The organism is Hymenobacter tenuis, assembly GCF_054780495.1.
In genome coordinates this window covers 90,446-106,480 of record NZ_BAAGWF010000008.1, presented here as the reverse complement: position 1 = coordinate 106,480, position 16,035 = coordinate 90,446, and the positions used below count along the sequence as shown (strand labels likewise).

The window sequence follows — 16,035 nt, the reverse complement described above, 5'->3', positions numbered from 1 at the left end:
TGCTTTAGGAAGGGAGAGACTTATTTGCCGGGCGATACCGGAGAGGCTTGACCAGGGGCCACGGGGGAGACCGGAGCGATGCCGGCGTCGGGAGCCCCGACTCCCGCGCTGCGCTGGGCTTCCTGCAGGGCCCGCTGCCGGTCGGCTTCCTGCTCTTTCAGGGCTTGCAGCTCCTCCCGCGACACCTGTGGGTTGTAGGGGATGTAGTCGAAGTTGGTAATCAGCAGGCCGTAGGGGTTGGCATCCGAGCGGTTGGTTTCGGCCAGGTTGAACTTAGCAGCCAGCGGCAGGGGCTCTTTTTGCTCGCCCCCAATGAAAATGCGCTGCTTGATGTAGACCCGGCCCGACCAGGGGCGGTGGTTCATGTCCACGCTTACGCTGTCCACCGTCACCACATTGCGGGCGGCGTAGCGCTCGTAGTTCTGCAGCACCTGCCCGCGGGTGAACCCGTCGTAGATGCGCCGGCCGCCGCGGCCTTCGATAAGCGGCAGGGCGGCGTCCAGGTTGGTTTTGTAGGTGTACTGGTCGTGCCCAAACATGGTCAGCATGAAGTTGCGCACCAGGTTGCGGGCTTCGTAGGCGGTGTGCGTTTCGGTGGTGGGCGCCGAGAGTGCGGCCACCGAGCCGGTTTGGCCGACCACGTACACGCGGCGGCCGCTGTTCTCGTAGGCGCGGTACACCAGAAAGCCGGCGGCTAAGGCCACGAGCAGCAGGGCCAGCACGCTCCCCATGGCCAGGTTGCGCATGGTGGAGAAAGAGGTACTTAGGTTTTTGGCAGAATCCATTGCAAATGCGGGTTAAGTCATCAAGAGGGGATGTAGGAGGCCGGGATTTTCTTCCCCACCGCCCCTTATTTGGCCAGGGGCAGGGAGATTTGCAGGCCCCGGTAGGGATAGGTTAGCAAGCCGGCGTCTTCACCGCCATCCGGGCTGGCGTAGGCGTAGAGCACCCCCTGAACCGTGACGGGCTGCGCGGGCCGCATCGGCACCACTTGGCCGCCCCGGTCGATGTCGCTGATGAAAAAGCCACGCAGCGAATCCTGGGCAGAGGGCAGCTGCAGCTTGCCGATGCCAGGCTTGCTCTTGCCAAAGCCCATCGGCTTCCAGCGCAGCACGGCCGCAAAGGGGATGCGGTAGCCCGGCCCTACTTTGGGGTAGCCCCGTTGGGCGCTCCGCAAGCCGGCCGGCAGGGCGAGGATGGCCGCGACCGGGGCCTGGCTGGTGACTGAAATCAGCTCCAGGTAGCCTTCTTCGGGCAGCATCTGGGCCACCCCAGGCGCTACGTTCACTGCCGACGCGGGCAGGGCCGGAGGCAGGGTAGTGGCGGCTTTCCAGGCATTCGCTTTGGCTTGCTCAGCGGGACTGCTGGCGTTGGTTTGCAGGGCGTCGACAAGGTGCGTGGCCGCCTTCTCCTCTTGGGATTGGCAGGCGCTGGCCAGGCCCAGGGCTAACAGGGACAGGTAACGGGTTGAATGGTTCATCGAAAAAAAGAGGATTGGTTAAACCGTCCACAGCCCGGAGGGGCGTTGCCGGTAGGAAGGATTCAGCGCGTCCGACATGGTGATGGTGGGCAGGCCCGCCGAAGCCGAGCTGCCGCCACTTGGCGCGGGCGTCCCGCCGCCGGAGCTGCCACCACCATCACCACCTCCGCCGCCCGCGCTGCCGCCGGCTGCTTTGCTGCCGCCGCCCATGGCGCGGCCGATGGCGCCGGATACGCCGTGCCCGCCGCCATTCATGCCTGCCGAGACGCCGGCGCCCGCCGCGGCCGCCGATGCGGCCATGCCCACCACCGAGCCCACGAAGCTTTGGGCGGCCGAGGAGCCGATGATGAGGCTGGTCAGGTAGGGCACCATGAGGTAGAGCATGATGAAGGCGACCGACACCACCAGTTGCTTGGTGTCTTGCTCGACGGCGGCCGGCCCCGCGAACACCCCGCCGAACGTGGTATTGGAGGACGTGTAGTAGGTGTAGAGCAGGTCCAGCAGGGCAAACGACAGCCCCCAGAACTGCACGGCCAGGAAGTTTTGCAGCCACTTCATCGCCAGTTGGCCGAAGGAAGGAATAACCGACAGGCAGATGGAAATGGGGCCGCAGACAAACAGAAACCCGAGAATGAACTGCTGGATGAACTGCATGATTTGCCGAATCAGCAGCACCACTTCCCCGGTCACCAGCTGCAGCAGGATGTTGGTTAAGCTGAATGAGGTGATGGTTTTCAGCAGGTTACTGATTTCGTCCACTCCTTGCTCGACCACCGTTTTCTGCGAGAGGGTGTCAGCGCTGCTGATGGTGGCGCCCAGCGCCGAAGCGGCCGTCGAACCGTCCGGGGTGGCAAAGAGCCGGGTGAAATTGGCGACCCCCGAGCTGAGCGTGTCAATCAGCTCCTGGTAGAAAAAGAGCAGGAAGAATATCCACACCGCCTTGAGGATGGGACCCCAGTCCATGGAGAGCCCGTGGCCCGAGAGGAAGCCCCGCCCGACGGTGTAGAGCAGGGCGATGAGCATGAAGGTGGGCGTGATGAAGCGGCAGGCGCGCAGCACGATTTGCAGGGTCTGGTCGCAGGCGCTCAGAAACGTCGGGTCGGCCCCGTAGGCGACCATCAGGTAGAGGCCGCTCATTTGGCCAGCACGCCCGTGCGGGCCTGTTTATCTTCGACAAACTGGTCCACCGCGTAGTCCAGGCGCTGCACCTTGACGGGCTCGTACTGCGGGTTGCCCTCGGCGTCCAGCTGCAGCCGGCCGCTTTTATCGAGCACCGGCTTGCGGTTGGTCTGCTGGTAGAACTTGACCAGCTTGTTAAGATAGTTGCGCTCCACGGGCTTGGAGGTCAGAATAGCATCGAGCTGGGGCGAGGCTTCCACCCCGAATATTTTGCCCTTGGCGCCCTGCTTGATAAAGATTTCGCGCAGCGCATCCGTGGACCGCACCGATTTAATCAAATCCATCTCGTGCCCCGTGAGACCCAGCGGGGGCTGCAGCTGGGCCAGGGAGTCGGGGTTGACGTGGCGCAGAATAATCTTGGTGGCCGAGTTGTTGATGATGGCCGGCCCGATTTTGCTGCTGGTGATTTCGGTGATGCCCTGGGTGATGATGGTGACCGAGCCGTTGGTTTTGCGGATGGTGCGGTACATCGACTCGATGAACTCGGACAGCACCCCCGAAAGCATGGTCCAGGCTTCGTCCAGGGCGATGTACTTGACGTCGTCGGGAAACTTGCGGAACAGGTCCAGGCTCAGCTCGGTGATGAGCATGGCCACCACGGGGTAGAGGTCCGGGTCGGCCTGCACTTTGGCCAGGTCAAAGCAGATGAGCCGGTACTCGCTCAAGTCCACGTCGCGCCGGGCGTTGAGCACCCGCTCGTAGCGGCCGCCGGTGATGTACTGGCCCAGCACCAGGAAGAACTGGTGCATGTCGATGTACTTCAGGTTTTTCTGGTACTGGCGCCGCGCTCCGTCCAGTGGGTCAGCTTCTTGCCCTTCACCAGGCACAGCCACGGGCTTCTGCATTTCGTGGTCGAACTGCTCGACGAACTTATAAAAGCTTTCCATTCCCGGAAACTCCTCGTCCTTCTGGTTGAGCCGGTCGCTCTCGTTCAGGCAGGCGTAGTACTCAATCAGGAAGCGGCTCAGAATGGTCCGTTCAGATTTATCAAGTCCGGTATCCTTGCCGCCCTTCCAGAGGGCCGCGAGCAACGCCAGGTGAAAGTTGGTTTTCTCGTCGTTGTAAAGCCACTTGCCCGAAGCGTCGCGGGGCACGATGAAGGGGTTGAACTCGATGGGCCGCTGCGGGTCGTACTCGAAGTAGGTGTGGTCGAAGTCCTCGCCGTTGAGCGACTGCAGCACGTTGCGGTAGGTGCCGCCCACGTCCATGATAATCTGGCGGGCGCCCTTCTCGAAGCGCTGCACAATCAAATTGCCGAAGGTGTAGCTCTTGCCCGAGCCCGAGGGGCCGATGACAATGGCGTTCTGGTTGTCCAGGGCCGTGTTGAACAGGTTTACCTGCACCAGGTTGCGAAACCTATCGGTGAGGTACTCCCCTACCGGGTCCGTTTTGTAAGTAGCCGTCCAGTGGGTGTAGCACGCGCCCCGGTCGGAAGAGCAGGTCAGCCAGCGGTCCGGCACCTGCCAGGCGTTGCCGGGCAGTAGGCCAAAGAACACGGGCAAAGCCAGGTAGCTTTCCACCACGCTCTCGGTGCCGAACATGTAGCGGAAGGCCGCCGTGGCCTTTTCGACGTTTTCGCGCCGGCTGTTGTCATTGGTATCCCAGAGCAGCAGCGAAAGGTGCAGGCCCACAATCTGCTTGTTTTCAGCCCGCACCTCGGCGGTGAACTCCTCGACTTCCGCCGCTCGCAGCGCATTGTCCTGCGTGGAAAGAAACGAGAGCGAGGCGTTGAGCTTGCGGTCGGTATCGAGGCTGCTGAGCTCGGCGCGGGTGTCCTGCACGAGCATGGCTTGCGTCAGCACGTGGGGGCACTGCAGCACGTGGGTGAGTGGGTAGAGCATGGGCGCGGTGACCCCGTAGCTGTTCTTTACCGCCGCGTGGGCCTCGCTGCCCTGGCCCACCATCGAGAGGATGTTGACCTTGTGCTCGCCCACGCTGAGCGTGCCCAGGTCGTTGCCGATTTCGCGCTCCTGCCGGGTCGGCTGGCCGTCGAAGTTCAGGTTGAAGTACTGCAGGTAGAGCTGGTGCATCTCGCGGCTGCTCATGCGCTCAAACGCCACGCCGCCCAGGTTTTTGAGGCCTTGGACCAATTCCACGGCGCTGGCTTCGGCCATTTCCAGCGTGTGCACGAGCTGTGCAAAGGGATTCTTGATGATGGCTTCCCCGGCCCGGGCCACCAGGGCATTTACGGCATTGGTCCGGGTGGTTTTCACCGCGACCGGCGCGAACGAGAGAAACAGGTAAGACTTCTGGAACAGCACCAGCCGCTCGAAGAAGTGCTTGTTCATCTTGCCCTCGAAGTAGGTCTGCTGCGTCTTGTCCTCGCGGTAGGGCCGGTCGTAGTAGACGTCGGTTTTCTGCACGATGGTGCCCACGGGCAGCGGGCGCAGCACGCCCACGAGCGCGGTTTGGAAGGCGTCGTAGTCTTCGACCGTCCAGCTTTCCATTTCGGCCGGCTCAATCACGAAGCCCACGGCGACGCGGCCATCCTTGAAGACCACCTTGTTCTCTTCAAAGGAATGCACCGGCATCACCGCGTTAAACGCGGTTGTTTTGGGTGTTTTTGCCATGAGCGGGAAGGGGTAATGGCCCCACCGCCAGGCGGCGGGGCTGAATGAAGGTGTAGGAGAGCCACCCCATCAGGAAGCCGGGAGCCTGGGTCCGGGTGAGGTAGCGCAAACCCAGGAGGAGGCCGATTTCCGACAGGATGACCAGCAGGTAGACCATGCGCGGAATTTTGACCGCCATGCCCAGAAAGCCGAGCAGCAGCACCGAGCCGATGAACAGGCCCACCAGCAGGCCCAGGTCCTGCAGGTTCATGCCCAGCACCTGGGCAGGCCGCTCAATGGATTTATAGGAGCGCATCGTGGCAGCGGCTTAGTTGGTCAAGCCCCCGCCTTCGCTGCCGCCCACGGCACTCACCAGGTCGTCCTTGAAGAGCTGGAAGCCGAACCAGAGCAGCACCCCGCCCACGAGCCAGCCCAGGGAGCCCAGCGCGTCGGGGGAGCCTTGGATAAACTTCATCACCACCCGAATCAGGCCGATGATGAGGATGATGGCAAAAATGACCTGCACGATGCCAATGACCTTTTCCTTGACCTGGGTGAGGGCCGCTTCGGCGCTTTGGGCCCGGGCCGCGCTGGTCGAGAGGGCCAGCACTGTAAGCAGCGCGTAGCCGCGCTGCTCCAACTTAGAGGGTTGGTAGGTCTGGCCGGCGGCCAGCAGATTCAGGCCGTGGGCGGCGGCAGTAGTCGCGCCACGGCGCAAAGAGGTGAACAGGGGTGTTTGCATGGAAAAAGTAGGAGGGTGAAAAGGTGAATAGGGTGAGCGTAAAGGCCCGCGCCTCAGGCAGTGGCGGGTGCAGCGCGTTGGTTTTCCAGCGCCTCGTTCATCACCAGGCGCATTTTGGCCCGCCGCTCGGCGGCGGTCAACTCCACGCCGCGGTTGTGCGCGTCGGTCGCCGTGGGCGCTGGGGCCGTGATGTAGTTGTGCTTGGCGCCTTCAGGCAGCTGACCTGCTTCTGGCGTAGCCGTGGGAGCCTGGTTTTCGGCCTGACCTTCAGCTGCGACTGCCGCGGCCGCTTCCGTCGGGGCGTCCGTTGGGGCTGCTTCCGCTTCTGCCTCCGTCACGGCGGCCGCCGCGTCCGCCACGGGAGTCGCTTGCGGCGGCGCCTCCTGGAAGTCGGCCAGCCGATAGTGCCGGGTGCGCAGCGAGGCGTGGTTACCGTCGAGCGCGGGTGGGGCCAGGGCGCTGCCGGTGCCAGTTGGCATGGCGTAGCGCCACCAAAGCCCGCCCAGGGCCACTAGGAGCAGAAAGAGCACCAACCACAGCATGGGTTTCAAGCAACAGGTCGAAGTTTTTTATGAGCAATTGCGGCAACTATACGGAGCACTTCCGTATAAGTTCTGCTTTAGGAGAAGTTTTGAAGCAGCTACGCCGAAGCTTTGCGGGTGTTATTGCCCCGGAGCCGACGTGGTTAAATGCCCGCAGCACTTGCGGTAGTGCAGACGGCCGGCTGGTTTGCTACCTTGCGCGCCCTCCAATTGCTGCTGCATGAACACTTCTATTCCCACTCCCCCGGCTACCACCCCAGTAGAGCCGGTCAATGCGGGCTTTCCTGACCCCGCGCTCATCGTTTCCTATGCCACCGTTCTGCGCTACATCCGCCACCGCCTCAACACGCTACTGCACGGGCAGCTCAAGCCCTGGGCCCAGCAGCACAAGTTCAACTACGCCCGGCTGATTGAAATCAAAAAGCTGGAGGAGGAAACCCAGGCCGTGCTCTTGCAGCGGCTGATGACCCACTTCCAGTTCCCCACCGAGCTGCTGCGCATCATCGTGCACCAGTCGCGCCGCCACTTTTTCCTGTTCACCTCGCCCGACAGCCTGACCCGCTTCAAGGCCGAGCTCAACCTCTTCGACAACCCACCCTTCGACGCCCCGGCGCCACCTACTACGCCCACTTCATCCCCTAACTAGCGGAAAGGCCCTGGAGCCCGACCGCTCCACGTTGCTCTTTTCCCTATGCCTGCTTCCGTTGCTTCCCGCCGCCCGGCCAGCAAACCTGCGACTACCCCGGCCGCCTTGGGCCCCCAACTGCCCAATCCGGCTCTGGCCATAGCCTATGATGAAGCCCGGCGCTACGTGCAGCTGCGACTGCGCAGCCTGCCCCACGGGGGCCTGCGGGCCACCTGCACCGCCTATGGCTTTCCCTACACGACCAGCGTGGGCCTGAAAACCGGTAGCCTGCAGCGCGAAGAGTACCGCCTGGTGCAGAAGCACCTGCGCGTGTTCGGCTTCGAGACCGAACTGGTGCGCCTGTACGTGAGCGGCCAGCTCTGCGAGCACTACCTTTTTGCCGACGCGGCGCTGCTGGCCACGCTGCGCGAGCAGCTGGCCGCCCACGAGGAGCTGGTCAGCTAGCTGCCCCTCCCCTACTGCTTTTTGGTTTTGATTCCCGCCCCGGATTCCGGCGGCGCGGCTGGTTTGTACCCCTTCCATTCTACTTCTATGCCCGCAACTTCTCCCCCGCGCGACAACGACCCGCAGGAGCTCGACCGCTTCAAGCAATCCATTGACCTGGTGGACTACGCCACCCGGCGCCACGGCTACGACGTGAAAAAGGCCGGCCCCCGTGGTCACTGGCACCAGCTGGAAAAGGACGGCGAGATGCTCATCGTCTCCCGCAAGGGCGACCACCAGGTGTACCTGAACCCCGGCGACGACCGGGACTCCGGCTCCATCATCGACTTCGTGAAAACCCGCGAAAACCAGACCCTGGGCCAGGTGCGGCAGACCCTGCGCCAGTACTTGGGCGAGCCCGAGCAAGGCTGGCAGGCGGCCACCTCTCCCCCACTGCCCGCCCCGGCGGCGTACGCACCCACGCCCACCGGGCCGACCGAGATGGAATCGGAGGCCGAGCGCCGGGCCCGTCTCGTGGCGGCGGTGATGGGCACCCACGCCACGCTAACCGACCGCAGCTACCTGCATAATCGCCATCTCTCCGATGAGACCATCGACAGCCCGGCTTTTCAGGGGCGGGTCTTCACCAGCCAGCAGGGCAACTTCCGCAACACGGCTTTTCCCCTCTACAACGAGCACGGCATTGCCACCGTGGAGCAGCGCAACAACGAGTACAAGCACTTGCTGCAGCTGCCCAAAACCGGGGTGTGGGTGTCGCACCCCACCGAGGGCAAGGACACGCCCGTGCAGCGTATGGTGGTGTCGGAGAGCCCCGTGGATGCCATGAGCTACCACCAGCTCCACCACCGCGGCGCGCAAGGGCAGCCCAACACGCTTTACGTGGCCACCAGCGGCACCGTCACCGAGCGGCAGGTGGAACTCATTCAAAAGCTCATTGACAAGCAGGAGCCGAAGGAAGTGGTGCTGGCCAACGACAACGACGCCGCCGGCCGCCGCTTCAACATCAATTACCTCAACGAGCTGCAGGTGCCGCGCCGGGCCCGGGAAGTAGCCGATGGCCAGGTGGCCTACGACGAAGCCCCCCGCCCGGTAGAGTGGCACGCCACAGCCGCCGGCAAGTACCACACCGCCCTGCGGGTGGAGTATCACCACGCCACTCGTGCCGAGGGTACCGAGCAGCTGAGCCAGCTCACCGCGCAGGTGCAGCAGCTACGGCCGGCGGCGGACGAAACGGTGGTCCTGGAGGTGCAGCGGGCCACCCGGCAGGAAACCGTCGTGCGCCTGGTTGTTCCCAATGCTGACAGCCACGCCCTCGAAGACCTGGCCCGCACCCTGCACGCCCAGCGCGAAACGCAGCGCGAGCAGCTTGAGCGCCAGCCCCAGGAGCCGGGCCGGCAGCCCGAGAACTTTATTCGCACCGAGTACGCCATCAGCAAGGACTTTAACCGCGACCTGGAGCTGCTAAGCCAGGGCCTCAGCCGCGAGCAAATTGCACAGCAAGCCCGCACCGACGAACTGGCCAAGGAGCAGCTACGCCAGGAAAAAGCCCGTCAGGAACAGGAGCAGCGCCAGCAGGCTCAGCAGCGCGAAGCCGAGCGTGAGCAGGCAGCCAGCTCACCGGAGGCTCAGCACCGGGATGCCGAGCACCGGCGTCAGGCTGCTGGGCTCGTAGTCGCAGCGGCCAGCGGCGACCCAGCCCTGCAGCGGGCCGTGCAGCTGACGGTAACCGAGCCCACTCCGGCGGATGAGGCCACACCCAGCCAGGCCCAGCAGATGCGGGAGCTGCTGCGCAAGGCCGGCGCCCAAATAGAGTTGCGAGCGGAAACGGACCCCACCAGCGGACAGCTGCGCAGTGAGCTCGACGTACGCTACCAGCCCCACGGTACGCCCGGCGGCCTGCGCCAGCTCAGCCAGACGCTCGATGCGCTGGATAAGTCGCCGTTGGTGACGCTCACCGAACCCGTTGACGAGCAGGCTGAGCGTCGGCGGTTAGCCGCCGCTCCCCCGGAGCAGCAATCGGTGACGAAAACGGCCATCATTCGCATCGACGAGCCGGAGCCGCAGCCGGGGGCTAACGGTCAGGCGGAAGCCGTAGCGGAGCAGCTGCGCGCCGCGGGCCTGAACACCGGCTCGCTGCGCAGCGCCACCGACCCAGCCACTCACCAGCGCCACAGTGAAATCGAAGTCAGCTACCGGCTCGACCAGCCGAACCTGGCGCGGGTTAGTGCGGCGCTCGATGACGTGGCCCGCCAGCCCGGCGCCCACCTGCACGAGCACGCTGCCGACCGGGCTGAGCGGCACCGTCTAGCTCCTAGCGGTATTAGTGCCAGCACCCTAGCCGAGCGTACTGCCGGGCCCGAGCGGTAAGCGGATTCTGCTTCTGAGTCAAAGACCCAGAAAATGTGCGCTGATTCTTTAGTTTTGCAGGAATAGCAAGCTGCCCACCATGCTGGCAAAAACAGGTTCTACTACTCATGCTCCGTTTGGCCTGCTCCTGGCAGACCAGACCCTGGCACCCGCTGCTCTGCGGCCGCTGCCTATTTCCGAGCGCCCGGCCCTGTTTGTGGGTCCGCATCGAGGCTAATCCAACTTCCTGGTAAACGTCCCGCCGCAATTATGCGGCTGCCCGCGGCTTGCTTACTGCCCGCGGGCTGGGCTGTTTTTTTTCCGGCCCTTGCTATTGCGGGCAGGCCGGAACCCTCTTTGCATTCCCTTCCACGCTAGTACCCTCCGTTATGATATCTACCGGTCACCGGCCATTTTCCAACTTCTGCCCGGCCATGAAAGGCCTGATTTTACAGCTTATCCGGGACGAATACCAACCCCTGCTGCAACTACCATCGACCCTGTCGGCCGAGGCCTGGTCCGAGGCCGTTACCAAGGCCAACCCCATCCTGTTTTACCTTAACGACGGCGCCCCCCTGATTCAAATTGGGGAAGCTTCCCGCCAAAGCCTGCTCAAATTTCTCAAGCAGCAATTTGGCCCCGCGCAGTAGGTCGCGGCTCGGCTCGCTGAAACGCCCGGTTGGTTATCCAATCGGGCGTTTTCGTTTTAAACCCTAACCGCCGGTCTCCTAAGCAAACGCTCGGGGAAGCGCCATTCCACCGTCCCCAGGTTACAGATGCGACCACTACCCAGGGTAGTTCAGACGCCAAGGGGCAGTGGGGGAGAAATGTTTTACGAAGGGCAAATAAATCAATAATTGTTGTTAAAAAAGCAACAAATGACGCTAAAAATGCGTTTAATAAGTAAGGAAACGGTTTTAGAAACAGTCACTTAGCCCTTACTCAGCGATGAAAAAGCAAGCCCGCCCCGCCGCTCAAAACACTGCCCGCCCCGATGTGTACCAGCTTGTAACCGACCGGGTAATTGAGGCCCTCGAAGCCGGTCAGATTGCCTGGCGCAAGCCCTGGCACGCGGCCTACGGTCTGCCCCGCAACTACGTGAGCGGCCGGGCTTACACCGGCATCAATGCCTTTCTGCTGCACCTGGTCGGCGGCACGCCGTTCTTTCTAACGTTCCGGCAGGCCAAGGAGCTGGGCGGCAACATCCGCAAGGGTGCCAAGGGCATGCCCGTGATTTACTACAACGTCACGACTCGCACCGACAAGCAAACCGGCGAGGAAGAGAAAACGCCATTTATCAAGTACTACACGGTCTTTTCCGTGGACGACGTGGAAGGCGTGGAAATCGTCCTGCCCGAGCAGCCCCAAGACCGGAACCACGAGCCCTTGGCAGCCGCCGAGGCCCTGGTAACGAATTGGGCTACCTGCCCCCGGATTGAGCACGGCGGTACGCAGGCCTTCTATGCTCCGGGTCCTGACTTTGTACAAGTACCCCGCCCGGAAACCTTCATCAGTGGCGAGGCCTATTACTCGACCCTATTTCACGAGCTGACCCACGCCACCGGCCACGCCAGCCGCCTGGACCGTCCCGACCTGGCCGAAGCCCTGCGCCCGAGTGGCCGCGCCGGCTACGCCCGCGAGGAGCTGACGGCGGAAATGGGCGCCGCTTTTCTGTGCGGCCACGCTGGCCTAAACCCCAGCGCCACGCTGGAAAACACGGCCGCCTACCTACAGTTTTGGCTGGAGCAGCTGCGCGGGGATAAAAAGCTGGTGGTGCAGGCCGCCAGCCGGGCCCAGCGCGCGGCAGAGCTGATACTGGGCCGCCCGGCTCCCGAGGATACCGAGCCCGACCCGCAGCCGACCCCCGCCAGCCCCGCCCCTGCGGCTGTGGTCGTGGCCTCTGAGCATGCGCAGCCAGCATGCTGCGGGGAAACCGGGGCCATACCGTCCCGCCCGGTGCTGCCCACGCTGCCACCGGTGATTTTGGGGCAGGAAACCCTGCCTTCGCTGACCACGGTCGTGGTCGCCACGCAGCGCATCGAGCTGACCCGCCTGCTGGAGCATCCCGCCTTTACCGATGAGCAGCGCCGCACGGCCACCGGCCGCATCCTGGCCGAAACCGACCCCGCCCGGCTGGGCCGCTGGCTGACCAACATCATGCAGCGGGTGGCCGAGTGGGAAGACCAAACCCTGGCTGAGGAGGCGCGCCAGAACCCGCGCCCCTATCCGTTGGACGAGTGCTGACCCTTAGCCGTCGCTTACATCTTCTTTCATCGGCGGGACCGGGGGCAGTGGGGTACCGTTCCACCGTCCCCGGTCTGCCGGCTTGCTTCCTTAACGTTTTTTATGCCTACCCCCCCTCCCCTACCGCCCCGCGTTGCCACCGCGCCGGCCCGGCGGTTTACCGACCTGCTGCGCCACGGCCGCTTCAGCTTCACCGAGCGCGAGCTGATGGAGCACCTGCGCATGACTTACCGCACCATCAAGCAGCGCGAGGCCGACCCGTCCACGCTCACCATCGCCGAGCTGCTGCGGGTTGCGGATTTGCTCAACGAGCCCGTGCAGGACATAATCGCCGTGGTCCTGGCTGAGGTGCAGTCCGGGGTTAGCTCGCCGGCTGGAACTCCCTCTACTTCCCTTTAGCGGGCGGGCCGTGCTGGAGGTAGTAGTTAACCGCTTCGTCGACCAACTCTTTTAAGTACACCCGCCGGCTGTGGTGCATAAGCTCCTCGTGGATGTAAGCCAGGGCGGCCCGCTGGGTTTCCCCCTCCAGGCGAATTAAGGAAGGCTGCAGCCCCACAGCCCCACTTTCCGCCTGAGCTGGTGCTTGTACCTTGGGGGGGCGCCCCCTCCCCTTGCGGGCTTCCGGCGCTACAGCGGCCTGCTGCGGCTTGGTTACGGGCTGAGCGGCTGGCGCTGGTGCTGCTGCCGCTGCTGCCGGAGCTTTCGTTACTGGCGGAGCGGCCACCGGTGCTGGTACTGGTGCTGGTACTGGTGCTGGTACTGGTGCTGGTACTGGTGCTGGTGCTGGTGCTGGTGGTGCAACGGGCGCTGCGGCCGCTGGCTCCGTGGCGGCTGGGGCTGCCGGCATGTGGCCGGGCTGTCCGCGCAGCATGGACATTTTCTCGTCCGTGGAGATTTTCAGGCGTTGAATCTTGGCCATTACGATACGAGTTCAGAGGTGAGCCCAGCGCGGGCAATCAGTTCGTCGCACAGGGCGCGCACTTCCGTTTCCACGGCAGCATCGGCCCCCACCGCCCGCCGGTAGGCCGGGTTGAGGTAGCTGTAGCGGGTTGAGAGGCGCTTGTAACAGCCGAGCTGGCGCAGCGAGGCCTGCAGGCGCGGCAAGCCCAAGGCGTCGGTGAATTCGTCCATGTCCTTTTCCTCTTTCAGGTTGGTGCGGTGCGAGTGCACGCCGAAGAATTGGAAGTCCAGCCCCTGCTCCCGCGAGAGCCGGGAAATCTCCTGCAGCAGCTGCATAAAGGAAATCGTGGCCAGGCGCTCGGCGTCCGAGGCCCCCACGGGCACGAGCACCACGTTGGCGCCGCTGAGCACGTCAATCATGGCCGTATCATCCGAGCGGCCCGGCACATCGATGAATACCACGTCGTAGTCGTCGCCCACCTCGTCGAGCCGGTCGTACACCTGGCCCATGCCCACGGATTCCAGCGCGTAGGGAAATGCGGGCTCCGCGAGCGTGCCGGCGAGTCGCTCCTGCTCCACGCTGGGCTGGTCGTTGGTCAGGCGCACCCCGGCCAGGGTTTGCTGGGAGTCGGCATCGACTACCAACACGCGGTAGCCATAGTCGGCCGAGAGTGCGCCGGCCAGTACGGTGATGAGGGTACTCTTACCAATGCCACCCTTCTGGTTGGCAACGCAGATGATTTTCATAGAACGAGGGAACTAACGGGTAAAGCCGCAACGGGCATTGGCTGGTTGCAAAATAAGCAGCTTATTTCTCAGTTTTCAAACTTACTTGTAAACTTGTTTTTTTGTTTCCTAGAAAATAAAGCAATCATATTACGAGAAAATAAGATGCTTGACTTCTTGGATTACTTATTTCTTAGAAAACATAAAACAAAGGAAACAAAAATCATTGTTTACAAACTTCTCAGTAAACATTTATCAAAAGCTCTTAAGAAACTTATTTCCTAAAATCCTAAGAAACAAACCCGAATACGGGCCGTAAAGCGGCAGGGATGCAGTTAGAGTTTCTAAATTCCTTGTTTCCTAGGAAATAATAAAAAGATGTCATCACCTTCCGACTGGGCATTGCCGGTACGGCAGGGCATTCCGAATAAGCAGCAGACTTAACCTCTCACCAGCAGAACAGCATGCTCCAACCCAAAGCAGCAACACCACGGGCTACGGGGGGAGGAAGCGATATCCGCACCCGACTTAGTCAGCTAGCCCCTAGTCTCGCAAATGTCAATAGAAATGGCAGCAGGGTAGTTAGCAAGAAGACTACCCTTTAATTGCGCTAACGCGCTGATTAAAGGGTAGTTATTTATCAACAGAGTTGATAAAGTGTAAAATGAAACTCTAAAGCATTAACAGACAGCAGCTAGCAGTTAAAAATTGGCTATGCAGGACCAAAAACCATCATCGTTGTCCCCGGCAGGCACGGGCCCGGTCGTGAAGCACCTTACGGTCAGCGGCCCGGCGCACCGACTGGTGGGAGCGGAGTCGGCCCGGTTGGGCCTTACCCGCACAGAATACGCCGACGCGGCCATCCGCTACTTCGCGGAGAGGAGCTTGAACCCGGTGGAAGCCCAGGCCCGGGAAGGACAGCTCATCATGGCGGAAGTGAAGCGGCTGGGCGACCGGGTATTCTCCTACCTGCAGGAGCAGGAGCGGGGCTTGCTGCTGGAAATGGTGCGTTCCCAGCTGCGACAGCAGGCCGTGCAGGAGCAAACGCTGCGAGTCGTAGAGAATTTATTGGCCCCGGAAGGAGGGGAGGCTCTGCATAAAATTCAGCGCAAAAATCAGGAGCGTATCGCGGAAGCCACCGCCGCCGGCGTAGCGGCTCTGAACATAAAGTCGCTGAATAAACAGCCTGGTAACGGGAAATAAAGCCATGCACGCCAAGCTAATTAACCCCAAAGCCAACGGCAAAAAAGCCTATAATAATCAGGGCAGTGCGGCGCAGGCCTTGAATTACCTGACCCACGAGGCCCGGCAAAACGGCCAGGAAGCGCACTTCTTTGACGGGCAGCGGGAGGCGCTGGACCGGGAATCCGTACTGGCGGCGCTCGATAACAACGTGAAGGGGCTACGGGCCAACGAGGCCAAGTTCTACTCCCTGGTTCTTAGTCCCAGCCCGGAAGAGCTGGCCCACATCGGAGGCGGTGATGAGGCGAAGCTGCGCGCCTACACCCGGGAGGTGATGGCGGCTTATGCGGCGGGCTTTCGTCTGAAAGACGGCGGGGCGGTGGGGAAGGATGACTTGGTGTGGGGCGCCATCATTCATCAGGAGCGCACCCACCGCGGCACCGACCCGGCCGTGAGGGAAGGGGGTGCCAGAGCGGGCCAGGCGCGCCCCGGTCTGCAGGCGCATATCCACGTGGTGGTCTCCGCCCGGGACCGGAAGCAGCGCGTCACGCTCAACCCCGGCGGGCGCGTGAGCCGGTTCAGTCTGCGCGACTGGCAGGACGAGGCCCGGGTGCAATTCGAGCGGCAGTTTCAGTACCAGGGTCCGGCTCCAAAACGAAAGCAGGCCCCCACCGTTTCCGCGCCCAACCCGAAACGCAACGCGCGGATTGCGGAGCGCGTCGGGCAATTAAACCGGCAGGCGGACCCGAGCCAGCGCCTGGAGGCGGAGCGGGTGCAGCGCATCGCGCAGGCCCGGGGCTACGACCCCATTTTCTACGACCGGCTGCGACGACTGGAAGGCCGGGCCCGGCAGGGGCAGTCGCTGGACAACGCCTACCACCTGCTGGCCACGGGGCGCGAGGAGCCGGCCCGCTCCGGTACCGGGCACCAGGTGCGGCAGGCCCTGCACAGCCTGCAGCAAGTCCTGCGTGCCAACAGGAGCCCCGAGCACGTGATAACCGAGGACATTGGCGAACCGCGTCGGCGCGGACAGTGGGAAGCCGAGCTGTGATTTA

General features: G+C 62.9%; 18 protein-coding genes. 9 read left to right on the top strand and 9 right to left on the bottom strand.

The genetic code is table 11. The annotated features are described in order from the left end of the window. Positions 1–20 precede the first annotated feature (20 nt). The 7 genes from ACYVGU_RS20580 to ACYVGU_RS20550 form a co-directional block, all read right to left on the bottom strand. On the bottom strand, positions 21–785 hold the full coding sequence (locus ACYVGU_RS20580; protein ID WP_460623616.1) for a conjugal transfer protein TraK: 765 nt from the start codon (positions 783–785) through the stop codon (positions 21–23). 65 nt (positions 786–850) lie between these two features. Next, complete coding sequence (locus tag ACYVGU_RS20575) at positions 851–1,480, bottom strand: hypothetical protein (RefSeq protein WP_257873691.1); 630 nt, start codon at positions 1,478–1,480, stop codon at positions 851–853. Positions 1,481–1,498: 18 nt separating this feature from the next. After that, the gene (locus ACYVGU_RS20570; protein ID WP_460623615.1) at positions 1,499–2,617 is read right to left on the bottom strand and encodes a hypothetical protein; all 1,119 of its coding nucleotides are present in this window, start codon (positions 2,615–2,617) and stop codon (positions 1,499–1,501) included. Further along, positions 2,614–5,229: a VirB4 family type IV secretion system protein gene (locus tag ACYVGU_RS20565; RefSeq protein ID WP_460623614.1), complete on the bottom strand. Its 2,616-nt coding sequence runs from the start codon at positions 5,227–5,229 to the stop codon at positions 2,614–2,616. Before ACYVGU_RS20565 ends, ACYVGU_RS20570 begins: the two co-directional genes overlap by 4 nt. Next, entirely contained in the window at positions 5,198–5,524 is a 327-nt protein-coding gene (locus ACYVGU_RS20560; protein ID WP_460623613.1) for a hypothetical protein, read from the bottom strand. Before ACYVGU_RS20560 ends, ACYVGU_RS20565 begins: the two co-directional genes overlap by 32 nt. A gap of 12 nt (positions 5,525–5,536) precedes the next feature. After that, positions 5,537–5,950 (bottom strand): hypothetical protein, encoded by a 414-nt coding sequence (locus tag ACYVGU_RS20555; RefSeq protein WP_196956827.1) that lies wholly within the window; start codon positions 5,948–5,950, stop codon positions 5,537–5,539. Positions 5,951–6,003: 53 nt separating this feature from the next. After that, positions 6,004–6,492: a hypothetical protein gene (locus ACYVGU_RS20550; protein WP_460623612.1), complete on the bottom strand. Its 489-nt coding sequence runs from the start codon at positions 6,490–6,492 to the stop codon at positions 6,004–6,006. Between the two features lie 220 nt (positions 6,493–6,712). Between ACYVGU_RS20550 and ACYVGU_RS20545 the strand changes: the two genes are divergently transcribed. The 7 genes from ACYVGU_RS20545 to ACYVGU_RS20515 all read left to right on the top strand — a co-directional run bounded on the left by ACYVGU_RS20545 (position 6,713) and on the right by ACYVGU_RS20515 (position 12,571). Beyond that, the gene (locus ACYVGU_RS20545) at positions 6,713–7,138 is read left to right on the top strand and encodes a hypothetical protein (RefSeq protein ID WP_187317336.1); all 426 of its coding nucleotides are present in this window, start codon (positions 6,713–6,715) and stop codon (positions 7,136–7,138) included. A 45-nt stretch (positions 7,139–7,183) separates the two neighbouring features. Further along, entirely contained in the window at positions 7,184–7,582 is a 399-nt protein-coding gene (locus ACYVGU_RS20540; protein WP_187317335.1) for a hypothetical protein, read from the top strand. Positions 7,583–7,669: 87 nt separating this feature from the next. After that, positions 7,670–9,949, top strand: a complete 2,280-nt coding sequence (locus ACYVGU_RS20535; RefSeq protein ID WP_460623611.1) for a toprim domain-containing protein — start codon at positions 7,670–7,672, stop codon at positions 9,947–9,949. Between the two features lie 79 nt (positions 9,950–10,028). Then, entirely contained in the window at positions 10,029–10,166 is a 138-nt protein-coding gene (locus ACYVGU_RS20530; protein WP_257873631.1) for a hypothetical protein, read from the top strand. Between the two features lie 151 nt (positions 10,167–10,317). Then, on the top strand, positions 10,318–10,578 hold the full coding sequence (locus tag ACYVGU_RS20525; protein WP_187317333.1) for a hypothetical protein: 261 nt from the start codon (positions 10,318–10,320) through the stop codon (positions 10,576–10,578). Between the two features lie 298 nt (positions 10,579–10,876). After that, positions 10,877–12,172 carry an ArdC family protein gene (locus tag ACYVGU_RS20520; RefSeq protein ID WP_187317332.1) on the top strand — a complete coding sequence of 432 codons (1,296 nt, stop codon included), beginning with the start codon at positions 10,877–10,879 and terminating at the stop codon, positions 12,170–12,172. Positions 12,173–12,274: 102 nt separating this feature from the next. Beyond that, a complete protein-coding gene (locus ACYVGU_RS20515) occupies positions 12,275–12,571 on the top strand; it encodes a hypothetical protein (protein WP_187317331.1) in 297 nt (98 codons plus the stop codon). On the opposite strand, the gene ACYVGU_RS20510 is transcribed toward ACYVGU_RS20515, so the two are convergent. Further along, positions 12,558–13,091, bottom strand: a complete 534-nt coding sequence (locus tag ACYVGU_RS20510) for a hypothetical protein (protein ID WP_257873698.1) — start codon at positions 13,089–13,091, stop codon at positions 12,558–12,560. The two genes, ACYVGU_RS20515 and ACYVGU_RS20510, sit on opposite strands and share 14 nt — an antisense overlap. Further along, positions 13,091–13,819, bottom strand: coding sequence for a ParA family protein (locus ACYVGU_RS20505; protein WP_227610267.1), 729 nt, complete (start codon positions 13,817–13,819; stop codon positions 13,091–13,093). Before ACYVGU_RS20505 ends, ACYVGU_RS20510 begins: the two co-directional genes overlap by 1 nt. 693 nt (positions 13,820–14,512) lie before the next feature. On the opposite strand from ACYVGU_RS20505, the gene ACYVGU_RS20500 reads away from it, so the two are divergent. Both ACYVGU_RS20500 and ACYVGU_RS20495 read left to right on the top strand, forming a co-directional pair. Next, the gene (locus ACYVGU_RS20500) at positions 14,513–15,001 is read left to right on the top strand and encodes a hypothetical protein (RefSeq protein WP_460623610.1); all 489 of its coding nucleotides are present in this window, start codon (positions 14,513–14,515) and stop codon (positions 14,999–15,001) included. A 4-nt stretch (positions 15,002–15,005) separates the two neighbouring features. After that, a complete protein-coding gene (locus tag ACYVGU_RS20495) occupies positions 15,006–16,031 on the top strand; it encodes a DUF5712 family protein (protein ID WP_460623609.1) in 1,026 nt (341 codons plus the stop codon). The last annotated feature ends 4 nt before the right edge of the window (positions 16,032–16,035 follow it).

Excerpts from the sequence above, each read along its gene's own strand:
- ACYVGU_RS20580 (WP_460623616.1), bottom strand. The coding sequence starts at position 785 with ATGGATTCTGCCAAAAACCTAAGTACCTCTTTCTCCACCATGCGCAAC.
- ACYVGU_RS20575 (WP_257873691.1), bottom strand. The coding sequence starts at position 1,480 with ATGAACCATTCAACCCGTTACCTGTCCCTGTTAGCCCTGGGCCTGGCC.
- ACYVGU_RS20570 (WP_460623615.1), bottom strand. The coding sequence starts at position 2,617 with ATGAGCGGCCTCTACCTGATGGTCGCCTACGGGGCCGACCCGACGTTT.
- ACYVGU_RS20565 (WP_460623614.1), bottom strand. The coding sequence starts at position 5,229 with ATGGCAAAAACACCCAAAACAACCGCGTTTAACGCGGTGATGCCGGTG.
- ACYVGU_RS20560 (WP_460623613.1), bottom strand. The coding sequence starts at position 5,524 with ATGCGCTCCTATAAATCCATTGAGCGGCCTGCCCAGGTGCTGGGCATG.
- ACYVGU_RS20555 (WP_196956827.1), bottom strand. The coding sequence starts at position 5,950 with ATGCAAACACCCCTGTTCACCTCTTTGCGCCGTGGCGCGACTACTGCC.
- ACYVGU_RS20550 (WP_460623612.1), bottom strand. The coding sequence starts at position 6,492 with ATGCTGTGGTTGGTGCTCTTTCTGCTCCTAGTGGCCCTGGGCGGGCTT.
- ACYVGU_RS20545 (WP_187317336.1), top strand. The coding sequence starts at position 6,713 with ATGAACACTTCTATTCCCACTCCCCCGGCTACCACCCCAGTAGAGCCG.
- ACYVGU_RS20540 (WP_187317335.1), top strand. The coding sequence starts at position 7,184 with ATGCCTGCTTCCGTTGCTTCCCGCCGCCCGGCCAGCAAACCTGCGACT.
- ACYVGU_RS20535 (WP_460623611.1), top strand. The coding sequence starts at position 7,670 with ATGCCCGCAACTTCTCCCCCGCGCGACAACGACCCGCAGGAGCTCGAC.
- ACYVGU_RS20530 (WP_257873631.1), top strand. The coding sequence starts at position 10,029 with ATGCTGGCAAAAACAGGTTCTACTACTCATGCTCCGTTTGGCCTGCTC.
- ACYVGU_RS20525 (WP_187317333.1), top strand. The coding sequence starts at position 10,318 with ATGATATCTACCGGTCACCGGCCATTTTCCAACTTCTGCCCGGCCATG.
- ACYVGU_RS20520 (WP_187317332.1), top strand. The coding sequence starts at position 10,877 with ATGAAAAAGCAAGCCCGCCCCGCCGCTCAAAACACTGCCCGCCCCGAT.
- ACYVGU_RS20515 (WP_187317331.1), top strand. The coding sequence starts at position 12,275 with ATGCCTACCCCCCCTCCCCTACCGCCCCGCGTTGCCACCGCGCCGGCC.
- ACYVGU_RS20510 (WP_257873698.1), bottom strand. The coding sequence starts at position 13,091 with ATGGCCAAGATTCAACGCCTGAAAATCTCCACGGACGAGAAAATGTCC.
- ACYVGU_RS20505 (WP_227610267.1), bottom strand. The coding sequence starts at position 13,819 with ATGAAAATCATCTGCGTTGCCAACCAGAAGGGTGGCATTGGTAAGAGT.
- ACYVGU_RS20500 (WP_460623610.1), top strand. The coding sequence starts at position 14,513 with ATGCAGGACCAAAAACCATCATCGTTGTCCCCGGCAGGCACGGGCCCG.
- ACYVGU_RS20495 (WP_460623609.1), top strand. The coding sequence starts at position 15,006 with ATGCACGCCAAGCTAATTAACCCCAAAGCCAACGGCAAAAAAGCCTAT.